The following is a 12636-nucleotide window of genomic DNA, read 5'->3' as shown; positions in this document are numbered from 1 at the left end:
GTTTATCATTGTAAAGATGATTACGGGATAAAGTCGGTGGTGTTAGCTTATAAAAATGAACGTGACCCTGAAGAAAAAACTTTGAGGGCTAGGATCACAGGCTTCCCTGCGGGAACGTTGGAGAAAGTGGATGACTGGGTATGGAAACTTGCTTCTACGGGCATAAAACCCGGGGATGTTATAGAGTACTGGCTTGAGCTCACGGATAATGATACGGTTACCGGGCCAAAGGTTGCGTCGTCTAAACGGTTAAAGGTTGAGGTGTTTAGTTACGAAAATGAGCATAAACTTATTGGGAAAGAAATTGATGATATCTACGAAAAACTGGTGAATGTGCTGGCAAAACAGTTGGCAGCGGAATTCGTGACTAAAGAGATTATTAAAGCCATGCCCGAAACTGATACCGCACCTTTGTGGCAGAAGGATAAGGGTGGACAGTCTGAAGTAAAAACCGATATCCGTGACTTAACCGCGCAATTAAGTAAAACACTTGACCGTATGAATAACGATCCGCTATCCGACAGCCGGGTGTATAACGAGTATCGCGCAATGGAGAACGGGTTGAAATCGTTACTCGAGAAACCGTTGAATGAAGCCCTAAAAAAAATTGATGAGCGTAATCCTCAGGGGACACAAAGTGTGCAGCATGAGATCGTTGAAAAACTTGAGAAAATGTCAATCCTTGCGGAGGATGTTATGGAGAACCAGCGGATGGCGGATCTCCTGAATACCGCGAGGGAGCTAAACGACGTATCGTCTGATTTAACTCAGCAGTTAGGTGATGATTCCTCACGGGTGGATAATGAAAAACAAAGGCAGTTGGATGAAATGATGAAAAAAATCGGTGAGATGATGGACAAAATGGCGCAGGTATTACAGAAACAGCCGGAGTCATTACCCGATGAGTTTATGAACCAGGATGCTATAAAAAATATTGATCTTAATAAAACAAAGTCTTTGTGGGAACAGTTGCAGGATGCGTTAGAGAAAAAGGATTATGGCCGCGCGTTACAATTAGCGAAACAGTTAGCCGAGAGTATGAGTAAGATGCTGGACGACCTGCAGAAAGCTGCGGAGTCGTCGGTATACAATGAAATGTCGCAAACCGCGGGTAAGATGGAAAAACTCGCGGCTGGGCTTGACAAACTTATTGATGAACAAAATCAGTTGATCACCGAGACTGCGCAGTATGAGAATAAGCAGTTGGATTATATGAAAGAACTGCAAAAAAGTATGTTCTCCCGTCTTGCGGAGAAACAAAAGGAGGTTATTACGCATACTCAGAGGTTAAGAACCAGTTTCCCTGTGTGGTCAAAGTATCCGGAACAAAACGCGGGTGCTGTGAATGACTTAAACTACGCGTTTATGCTGATGCAGAACGTGTATAACGAACTTATGAGCAAGAATATTAATAAGAGTGTTGAGTATTTAAAGTCAATACTTTCACGGTTGGAGGATGGTAACCGCGTGTTCAATTCTGCGTTTAGTACAGAATCCGCGGGGATTGCCGAGATACAGAAGAGTAGTGATACCATTATTCTGTCTAAACTAACAGATACGCATAACGCAACAAAACAAATTGTGGATGAATACGCGTATATTATCGCCGGGGAGATAGATATCCTTGAGTGGTTGTCTAACTTCGAAAAAAAAGCTGGGGCCGGGATGGATGATAATGATAAAAAAGGGTTGGAAAATCTTAGCCGGCGGCAACGGAGTTTACGTGATAAAACATCGGGATTCCGTGATGAACTGCGTAACCTCGCAAAAAGTACTGCAATGATGGATGATAAAGTTATGGATGAGCTTAATAACGCAATGACGGCAATGGAGTCAGCTGAAGGAAAACTTGGTGCGGGTGAACCCCGGGCGGGTGGGGATAATGAACGCACAGCGGCGTATCATCTTAACCAGGGGAAAGAAGGGGTACAGCAGGCTGCCGGGCAGATGCAGCAGGCAATGCAGAATTCGGGTACAAAGCCAGGGACAAAGATTATTCAGTCCCGTGAAGGTACCGGCGGGATGGCTGGGACGAAAACCGGTACGGTGAAACTCCCGGGGAAAGAGGAGTATCTGCCTCCAAAAGAGTTCCGTCAGGATATTATGGAAGCTATGAAACAAAAGTATCCGCAGGTATATGAGAAAACAATAAAAGAGTATTATAAGAGGCTGACTGAATGATTTTGTTGTGCATCACACTTATGGTATTCCTACTTCCCACCCAATGCTTAGCGCATCAGGATGAAGAATTATTTGTTAACGAAGTTTATAAACAACTTGAATGCGGTGAACTTAATGCTATAAGGGAAACTATAGCAGATAAACAACTTACTGCGCAGGTGTATGAACTTAATGCCGCAGTTGAGTTTTATTCCGGGAATTACCGTTCTGCGGGTGAACTCCTTACCCATGCGAAAACATTATTCCCCGGGACTACGGTGTATGACGATACTCTGGGGTATTACCAGAAACTCGAGAGCCTTACCTCCGGGATGGAAGAGCTTACCACCACTCATTTTATTGTGAGGTTAGATAAACGTGATACTGTACTTAAACTCTATGTAGTTAATGCACTGGAGAGTGTATACAAAAATATTGGTAAGGTATTCAATTATTATCCCGATGATAAAGTGTTGGTGGAGTTTATCCCGGAGAAAACTGAGTTTCTTCTGCGGTCAACTCTCACAGAAAAGGATGTAGAAAATTCCGGCGCGATTGCGATCTGCAAGTTTAACCGCCTGATGTTATGCTCACCGAGGATTACATTAACCGGTTACCGCTGGATGGATACCCTGGCACATGAGTATACGCATATGGTAGTCAACCGTCTTAGCCGGTACAACTGTCCTCTGTGGCTCCATGAAGGTATCGCACGGTATACCGATACTTTGTGGAGGTCAGAGAAGTCTTTGTACTTCCAGGATGCGTATGAAGACAAACTCGCAAAAGCGGTTAAAACCGGTGAACTAATTTCGTTTGAGCGGATGGCACCGTCGCTTGTAAAACTTAAGAACCAGGATGAGGTTGGATTAGCGTTTGCTGAAGTAGCTAATGCTGTGGACTATATGATAAAAACCTCAACCGTTACGGGTATTATCGGTGAGTTATTACTCAAAGCTAAAGTTACCGGTATGCGTGCGGCATTCCCTGCAGTACTTGGGGTGACACAGGAAGGGTTTGAAGCACAATGGGTGGAGTACCTAAAAAAAACTAAACTCCAGGAACATCCTGGTGTAGCGGGTGATAAAATTGTCTTCCTGGATACTAAACCCGGGACGGGAGAGGAACCGGAGAACCTCGGTGGGACGGATGTCCGGGGACACCTGCGGCTGGGGGATAAGTTTGTCCTGCGTAAACTTTATCCCGCAGCGGAACAGCAGTACCGCGCAGCGGAAGAACTTGAACCCGCAAATCCGGTGGTCTTACTTAAACTTGCAAAAGTTTTGGCGGTAAACGGTAATCTCGAAGACGCAGAGAAACGGGTTAGGTTCTCAATTGAACGTAACCCTAACCACGGAGGGACGTATGTTTTCCTTGGCGATATTTTATTCGCACAAAAAAAATGGTCACCCGCTGCGGAGATGTATATTGAAGCACTGGGCATTAACCCGTTTAACCCGTTTGTCCATAAAAACCTTGGCGTATGTTATTATTCATTAGGGAATACTGTATCCGCGAAAAATGAGTGGGGAGCGGCTTTGGAGTTAAACCCTGATGACCTTGAAGTACAGGCTATCCTAAACCGGTTAGCAAAAGAATAAAGGTGGGTCAAATCAGCGGGGTATTTTGTACTCATTAACGGATACCATTTTACATATACATTTGACAGTTGGGAGTGTAATGTATTAAAATTATATCTTAAATATTAAATTTTAAGGATATACTATGTCATCACCAAAAGGAAGTAAGAAAGTGAACGACTGGAAAGAGTTTGTGGATAAAAGTAAATCCGCAACACTTGAGATTGTTAACAAACTAAAAGAACAGTCTAAAGGGTTCAGTATGGGTAAACAGTCAAAATCCGTTAATGCTGTATCCTCAAAAAAAATGACGGGTGACCTGTTTGATAAATGCAGGAAGTATGATACCGCTGAGAAAGCTAAAGAATTAGGGTTTTACCCGTACTTCCGGCCGTTAGAGTCCGCACAGGGGACTGAAGTGTGTGTTGACGGTAATAAAATGGTTATGCTTGGGTCAAATAATTATCTTGGCCTTACCGATGATGAACGTGTGATGAAAGCGTCAATTAAAGCTATTGAAAAATATGGCGCGGGCTGCGCAGGGTCAAGGTTTTTGAATGGTAATCTTGACCTTCATAACCGGCTGGAGAATGAACTTGCGAAGTTTGTTCATAAAGACGCTGGGTTGTTGTTCAGTACAGGGTTCCAGACGAACCTCGGGATTATCCAGGCGCTTATCGGGCGGAAAGATATTGTTATCACGGATAAGTGGGATCACGCGAGTATTATTGACGGATGCCGGCTTTCGTTTGGCAAGATGGAAAAGTTTGAGCATAACGATATGGCTGACCTCGAAGAAACGCTGCAGCGCTGCCAGGGTGCGAATGGTATACTCATTGTTGTTGACGGGATATTTAGTATGGAAGGCGATATCGCTAACCTCCCGGATATCGTGAAACTAGCAAAAAAGTATAAAGCACGGGTTATGGTGGATGACGCGCATGCTTTGGGGGTACTCGGGAAAAACGGGCGCGGGACGGCTGAACATTTTGGGTTGGAATCCGAGGTAGATATTATCATGGGTACGTTCAGTAAGTCATTAGCGTCACTCGGAGGATTTATTGCGGCGGATAAAAAAACTATTGATTATGTCCGCCATAACGCGCGGTCATTAATCTTTAGTGCGGCAATCCCGCCTGCAAATGCTGCTGCAGCATTGAAGTCATTGGAGATAATACAGGCTGAACCTCAACGGCGGGAACAGTTATGGAAGAATACACAGAAAATGATGGATGGCCTGAAATCTATGGGATACGACATCGGGGAAAGTTGTACGCCGATAATACCGTTATTGTTCCACGAGAATGAACGGAGTTTGGAAGTTGTAAAAAACCTTCCCGGAGGTGAACAGTTTGTTAACCTCGGGCTAATGCCTACCGATATTATGGGTATCGCGTTCTGGCGGTTCGCTAGTGAACATGGATTGTTTATTAATATTGTAATGCCGCCGGCAGTGCCGCCGGGCCGGACGCTTATACGTACGAGTTATATCGCTACACATACTGATAAACAACTGGATTTTGCGCTGGATGTATTCAGTAAAGTCGGGAAACAACTGGCGATTATACCGTAATATGCAAAACTTTCAGGTTATTGAAGTAAACACGCCGTCGTTATTCATGCAATTTTTGAAGTTTCCCTGGCAGATATATAAATCAGACCCGTTATGGGTTCCTCCGTTACTTTCTGACCGCGAATTTTTGTTATCCGAGAAAAAAAATCCGTTTTGGAAACATGCAGAGAAAAAGTTGTTCCTCCTCAAACGTGATGGTAAATACGTGGGGCGTATCGCGGGGATTGTTGACAATAACTTTGTTGAGTTTCACAATGAAAAAACCGGGTTCTTCGGGTTTTTTGAGTGTATTGACGATACGGTAGTTGCGGGTAAATTGCTGGCACTTGCGGAGGAGTGGGTTAAGTCTAAGGGGATGACAAAAGTTATTGGGCCTGTATCCCCATCGTCAAATGATGAGATCGGGTTTTTGCTTGAGGGATGGGATTCCAGTGCTAGATTGATGATGATGTATAACCCTAAGTATTATCTTGATCTCGTAGAGAAGTGCGGGTATACAAAAGCAAAAGATTTATACGCGTGGATGATGCAGGTAAAAGATGGGCCACAGGAAAAACTGGCGAAGTTCGCGGAACGCGTACAAAAACGTGAGCCCGGGATTGAAGTACGGGATGTTGACCTCACGGATTTTGATGCTGAAGTTGAGCGTGTTGTGCAGATATATAATAATGCATGGGAAAAAAACTGGGGTTTTGTCCCGTGGACACGTGAAGAGTTTGAGTCAACCGCTAAACAATTGAAACCGTTATTTGTCCCGGAACCCACAGCGATTGCGCTGGTTAATGGCGAGCCGGTAGGGATTTTGCTCGTAGCACCGGATTATAATGAAGTGTTTAAACGTATGAACGGACGGCTCGGGCCTATTGGCCTTGCAAAGTTTTTGTGGTACTCACGGAAAATTAAGGGGTTGAGGTTGTTGATCATGGGTGTGGTAAAGAAATACCGTAACCGCGGGATCGAAGGGTTGATGTATTACCACTCGCTTATTGGTGCAAAGAAAAAAGGGTATATTGACTGCGAGTTCTCGTGGGTACTGGAAGATAATACGCTTACCAACCGCGCTGCGGAGTTTATGGGTGGTAAGTTATACAAAAAGTATAGAGTATTTGAAAAAGTTGTTGGATAGTTCTATAATATAAACATCAATATGTTCTGCGGGGGTAATTCAGCGGTAGAATGCCAGCTTCCCAAGCTGGACGTCGCGGGTTCGAATCCCGTCCCCCGCTTTTTATTATTTATAAAACAATAATATTTGTTTTTTAGAAAGGCTTCTAAATTAAAATGAAAGCACACACGGTTTTATTGTTTTCCTCAATGTTGTTATTTATGTCAGGTATTGGTTATTGTGAAGACAAAGGAGGTAATGCGGTGATAGGATTAATTATCTCTGAAGCTAACGGTGTTAAGTACAAACGCCCTACCGGGATTTATCAGAAGTACCTCCGGGATTTTATGGATGCTAAAGGCGTGAAGTATGATATTGTTAATGACGCGAAACTAGCGGATGTTGCTGCACTTAAGAAGTATGCGTGTATCATAGGTTATATGCAATACCTGTATCCCGAGAAAGCGGATATAAACCTTGCAAAGTATGTCGAGGATGGCGGTAAACTTTTGTGGTTGGATGCACCGGCGTATTACCCGAAGGACTGGGTATTGTTTAAGGTTCTGGGGATGATCCCGCCTTCCCGCACAATGTACGGTAAGAAAATGGAGGTAAACATTGTTAAACCCGAGCACCCGTCAATCAACGGGGTCACAAAGTTTGTTACTGAGATCGGGGGTAACTGCATGCGTTCCGTTGAGGATAATAAAAATGTTGTACTCAGCGCAAAACTGATAGAACCCGCGACTGAGCAAAACGTTGTTCCAGAAATACCGTTGATCATAGCGAATAATTATGGGCTTGGGGAGATTGTGTACTTCAACTTTAACACGTTCTCCGGTGACTATCTGTATGACGAAAATAAGTCTATGCGTACAATTATTGAGAATACGTTGATCTGGTTGTTTCCATCGGAAGCGTTTGAACTTAAGGACGTGGCGTTTGAGTTACCGGTTATCACGGGTAAAATTAACCGGTATTTTTATGTGTCATTACCTAAAACAACTGAGAAAGTTGAGGTGGAGTGTACATTCACAAAATTTGAGGTTAACGGTTCAACTGTGCCGGAGGTACAAACATCCCGGCAGTCTACAGGGTTGAACGCACCCGGGAAAATGACGTACGTAACTATTGCTGTACCGGAGAACATAATTGACGGGACTTATGAGTTGAACATAAAAGTTATGTCTGATAACAATGCAGTGTTAACAGAACAAAAGTGCGGGTTAGTGGAACTTTATTACAAAGATTACAAAAAAAGTATTGATTTAAAATCACGGGCAAAAAGGTTAAAAGATAAGTTTACGGGTAGGCTTACATTATACGACCTTCAGTTGCGTGACGCACAGAATCAGGTACCTCCTGAAAAGTTGGTGGAAAGCCTTGTTGAACTCGGGGTTAAGGACTACGAGTTTCTCGTGTGGAGAAGTACAACTGATTACCAAAAACTTGTTGAGTTCGTGCCGTTAGCGCAAAAAAAGGGTATTGATGTGTGGATAACACTTGTCCCGCCGTCAGAGTCGCCGCCGGCAGCACGGTTTTTCTCTGAACCGTTCAGGTTGAACTATCTTTCCTGGGCGCATAATATTGCGGTACTCTCAAAAACTTATAGTAATGTCGCGGGGTTGTGTATTGACGATTTCCCTAATGTCAACAACCTTGGGTTATTCAAGCCTGCGTACATAGAAAAAATGACGGATATCATGCGCAGTATTAACCCTGACCTCGTGTTTTTGCCGATACTGTATTATCCGATAACAAAAACTAAGCCCGGGTTTATTAAACAGGATTACAATGATTATGTCGACGGTACAATGTTTGCGTATATTGACCTTGAGAAAACTGATGAGATGGAGAAACAGATTACTGATATCCGTAAGTTCGCGGGGGAGGATAAAATTGTTGCGGTTAACGTTTATGCTGCACCCACCAGCTGGCACAAGAGTCCGCCGTCACCGGAGTACCTTAAGGATGCGGTTAAGCTAGCAAAAAAGTATGGCGATATTGTGCGGTTATACTGTCCCCCAGGTGATAAGATTAATCCGTTATACACAGCAATGAAGGAGATTGTTATGTCAGAATATCCGGTTACCGAGAATAAACTTGATTTTATTGGTGCATACCTGCAATTAATGAGTATGGTAGACAAAACTGAGTCAAAAGGGCGGGAAGATATACAGAAACTGCTTGATAAAGCAAAGGATGCCAGGATAATGTGCTTCGCGCCGTTGACGGTGTACTCCAACCACACGGTTTTGTATGACAGTAAAATTGTTAAAAAACACGCAGTAGAGGGATGGGACCCGCTGAAAGTGTTTATTGAAGAAGCGCATAAACGCGGGCAAATGGTGTACCCTTGGGTATGCTGTTTAGTTGCTGGGTCGGAAGATGAACCGGCAAAAGACGGGGTGTTAGTAGACAATCCTGACTGGGCGGTAGTGCGTAAATCTACAAGCGGGTACAAAAATATTGCGTGGTTTTCGCCGTCAAATGAGGACGCGAAGAAGTATCTTGTAAGTTTATGGTCGGAAGTAGCGGCAAACTATGATATTGATGGTATTATACTTGACTATATGCGCTTTCCTAATAAACACGATACTGATTTCCGGAAACCGTTTGTTGACGGGTTCTGCGCAAAGTACGGTGTGACAGCTGATACCATCAATGTGCGTTCACCTGAATGGCTACAGTACAAACGCGATGCTGTTACCGTCATAATGAAAGCTGCAGTTGATGAAATCCGCAGGGTAAAACCCGGTAAGCCTATCATGTTCTATACCTGGGGTGCGCATACGCTTGAACGTAAATTCCCTACCGCGCAGCCATGGGATACATGGGTACGTGACGGGTTAGTGGATAGTGTTAATGTATCGGGTTATGTGTACCGTAAAGTCTATGGTGACGCGTATATGAGCGAGTACATATCAAGGTTTACAAAAATGAATAGTATTATTGCTGAGAATAATCCTAAAGTTCAGGGATCAACGGCGTTAGGGGTTTATACTTCCCACGGTAAACTTGACTCCGCAGCTGAAGTGTGCGAGTATATCGACGTTGCGCGGCAGTACGGGGTGTCTAATATATTCTTGTTTACTCTGAATTCCATGGAAAAGTTCGGGTATCTTGATGAAGTAATTAAAAATAAGTTGTTTAGCCCGTTGTTGAGATAGGATAGGGGACGCTACTTCAAAAGTTTCAATATTGCTATTTCCAGAAAACGGTATTTCGATATTATCGATGTCTTGTCGTATGATATAATTATTTGATATAATTAAAAAATTAGATTGATTCGACATTTGGCGTGAAACTGACAATGATAAGAAAGCGGGGACTCGTACGATGCCGCGTTTTGCCAGAATCCTATTTCCCGGCGCAATGTACCATGTGATGAATCGCGGTAACAACCGCCAGCAGCTGTTCAAGGACAAACAGGATTACCATACCTACCTAAAATATTTGCGGGATTATGTTGAGCAATTCAATATTATCGTTTACGCATACTGTTTGATGCCTAACCACTTGCATTTGTTGGTTGAAACGCCAGATACTAACTTACCGATATTTATGCGGTCGCTTAATATACGCTATATGATTTGGTTCAAAAAGAAGTACGGGCTGGTAGGCCATTTATTTCAAGGACGGTATAAATCAATTGTCGTTGATAAAGAAAGCTATTTATTAGAACTCACACGTTATATACACTTGAACCCGGCACGCGCGGGGATAACAACAACGCCGGAGTATTATGAGTGGAGCAGTTGCCGTGAATATGTGGAAAACAAATTTCGGAATTACAGAAGTTTTGTTGAAACCACAGAAGTGTTGTCTCGTTTTGGAAGTAGTGAAAACGGCAGAAATCATCATGCATACCGCACGTTTTTGTATAACGGAATAAGCAGTGTTTTAGAACTACCACCTGTCTGTAATGGTACGATTTGCGGAAATGAGAAGTTTATTCAATATGTTATAAAAACTGCCAATCGCAGACAGAAGATAGGCAATTCACAGAAGCGTGTCCGTCGCAGAAATGATAGAAAGAAAATTGCGCAGCTTGGCTTTGAAGATGTAACTAAAGTATTGTCAGAACATTATAAAATTAAAGTGGCGGAAGTGGTTAATACAGGTGGAAACAAAATGGCAGAACTAAAGCATAAGTTGATGTACTTTCTTAGATACTTTACAACTATGAGTTTAGCTCAAATCGGCGAGAAAACAGGTAATATTGGTTATAACGGAGTATGTATGGCAATAAAAAAAGTTGAAGCAAAAATACAAAATAACAAAATGTATGAAAACGAAGTTATTGAAGTAAAACAAAAAATCATTGAGTATAAGCAACAAGTGAAAGAATTGAAGTAGCGTCCCTCTATCATATCTTGGTCAACATCTTGCCAAGGAAGGATTGTTTAAGCGTGACCGCGCCATGCGGGCATACTTCGTTACAGCACCAGCAGCGGATACATCCCGAATCTATGACCCTTGCTTTTTTGTTTCTCATAACAATAGTTTTTTGCGGGCATGAATCCGCGCAGACACGGCATCCTCGGCATTTATACTTATCCACTACCGGTTTTGGTAAGAGGTAATGCCCGAATGTTTTGCGTAACGACGGTGGAATAAATTTTAGTGCGATTAACCCATCCGTAACGGTATTAGATTCCGGCGGGATAAACTCTTCCGCAGTCATCCCCGTTACCTTATCGCCTTCTACTACAGGAATTTCGTAGTCCATAAGTTCTAACGTCGGGACTAGCGCGGTGTTAATCCCTACGATCCCGCATAATACGTGGTCAACTGCAAAGCCGTTAGTTCCCGCAGCGATGATCCCAACATGTTTTGGCTTACCCCAGGAAGGGCCGTTGCCGTCCATTGCGGTTATACCGTCAACAACAGTTAAAACTATCCTGGGTTTATGGTAATTATAGAGGTCAAGGAGTAACTGTGCGAAGATTTGTACTTCCGGGAATTTTGAGTGGTACGCGACTTTCATTACGCCCGGAACACTGCCATAAAAATTTTTTATTGCACCGGTGAATGTTGTGAACATATGTGTCTTAAGTTTTGGGATATTAATAATAACTTCCGCTTGTGCCAGGGGTTTGGTGAGTGTAAAGTTTTTCATGACTTTACCCTCAGGATATTTTACGTCAATAATGTCTGTATCATAACATAGTTCCGCACCGGTATTCTTAGCAACTTGTTCCATCCCGGAAATACTATAGACAGTCTTGAGGTAAGGGCCGGTATGCACACCCGCCGGGCTATCAATGATAACCGGTACACCGCCTACGGATTGTACTAACCGCACAACAGCTTCTACTACCGCGGGATGCGTGGTTACGGCTTTATCCGGAGGGAACGGCCCTGCGAGGTTGGGTTTAAGGTATACGCGCTGGCCGGGTTTAACAAACTTAGCTATCCCGCCGGAGGTATCCACAGCGCGGGTGACTGCCTGCATTACAGTTGAAGCATTATAATCGTTGCATTTATACACTGCGACTTTATTCATAATATATCCATTATAACAATTGTGTTTTTTAAGTGACAATATATTTTTGTTATAATTAAAACAATATAACGATGATAACAGAGAGGCGGGTAGAGTTAGATGGAAGCCAATGCGATGGTGTTAACACATTTTAATGCGTTGTTGGAACCCCGGGAGTTTGAAATTGTACCGTTAAAACCCGGTGAGGTACTGGTGAAACTGCAATCCTCGGGTATCTGCGGGTCGGATGTTCATATGTGGAAAGGTAATGATCCGCGTACGCCGGTACCTATTATCCTCGGGCATGAAGGCGTAGGTGTGATTGCGGAGATCGGCGTTCAGAAATATGATGTCCATGGTGAAATACTGAAACCCGGTGATGCGGTAGTGTTCGACCGCGGCCTTACCTGCGGGGAGTGTTATTTTTGTAAGGCTAAACATAAACCGTACCTCTGCCCGTCACGGAAGACGTATGGGATATCAATCGGGTGTTCAACCCCGCCGTACCTCAATGGTTGTTATGCTGAATATATTCACCTGGACTCACGGATAAAGGTTGTTAAACTCAACGGGGAGTATGATCCTGATGTATTAGTATCCGCTACGTGTTCCGGTGCGACAATCGCGCATTCGTTTGATATGTGCCGGCTGGAACCCGGGGATACTGTAGTTATCCAGGGGCCCGGTGCAACCGGGATATACTCCACAGCATTCGCGAAGGAAGCCGGGG

General features: G+C 43.5%; 8 protein-coding genes and 1 tRNA gene. 8 read left to right on the top strand and 1 reads right to left on the bottom strand.

The annotated features are described in order from the left end of the window. From WC955_11485 to WC955_11455, 7 genes are all read left to right on the top strand, one after another. Positions 1–2181 (top strand): DUF4175 family protein (locus WC955_11485; protein MFA5859671.1); only part of this gene is annotated, 2181 nt, incomplete at its 5' end. Continuing rightward, a complete protein-coding gene (locus WC955_11480) occupies positions 2178–3761 on the top strand; it encodes a tetratricopeptide repeat protein (protein ID MFA5859670.1) in 1584 nt (527 codons plus the stop codon). The genes WC955_11485 and WC955_11480, both read left to right, overlap by 4 nt. 286 nt (positions 3762–4047) lie before the next feature. Further along, positions 4048–5313: a pyridoxal phosphate-dependent aminotransferase family protein gene (locus WC955_11475; GenBank protein ID MFA5859669.1), complete on the top strand. Its 1266-nt coding sequence runs from the start codon at positions 4048–4050 to the stop codon at positions 5311–5313. 1 nt (position 5314) lies between these two features. After that, positions 5315–6439: a hypothetical protein gene (locus tag WC955_11470; GenBank protein ID MFA5859668.1), complete on the top strand. Its 1125-nt coding sequence runs from the start codon at positions 5315–5317 to the stop codon at positions 6437–6439. A gap of 28 nt (positions 6440–6467) precedes the next feature. Beyond that, positions 6468–6539 (top strand) — tRNA-Gly (locus WC955_11465). A gap of 55 nt (positions 6540–6594) precedes the next feature. Continuing rightward, positions 6595–9588 carry a family 10 glycosylhydrolase gene (locus WC955_11460; protein MFA5859667.1) on the top strand — a complete coding sequence of 998 codons (2994 nt, stop codon included), beginning with the start codon at positions 6595–6597 and terminating at the stop codon, positions 9586–9588. 169 nt (positions 9589–9757) lie between these two features. Beyond that, positions 9758–10777 carry a transposase gene (locus WC955_11455; protein MFA5859666.1) on the top strand — a complete coding sequence of 340 codons (1020 nt, stop codon included), beginning with the start codon at positions 9758–9760 and terminating at the stop codon, positions 10775–10777. Between the two features lie 10 nt (positions 10778–10787). On the opposite strand, the gene WC955_11450 is transcribed toward WC955_11455, so the two are convergent. Beyond that, on the bottom strand, positions 10788–11927 hold the full coding sequence (locus WC955_11450) for a DUF362 domain-containing protein (protein MFA5859665.1): 1140 nt from the start codon (positions 11925–11927) through the stop codon (positions 10788–10790). A 99-nt stretch (positions 11928–12026) separates the two neighbouring features. Between WC955_11450 and WC955_11445 the strand changes: the two genes are divergently transcribed. Then, positions 12027–12636 (top strand): alcohol dehydrogenase catalytic domain-containing protein (locus tag WC955_11445; GenBank protein ID MFA5859664.1); only part of this gene is annotated, 610 nt, incomplete at its 3' end.

This window comes from Elusimicrobiota bacterium (genome assembly GCA_041658405.1).
Taxonomy (GTDB): Bacteria; Elusimicrobiota; UBA5214; order JBBAAG01; family JBBAAG01; genus JBBAAG01.
The sequence above is the reverse complement of the archived record's forward strand: the minus strand, read 5'-3'. Positions and strand labels throughout refer to the sequence as shown.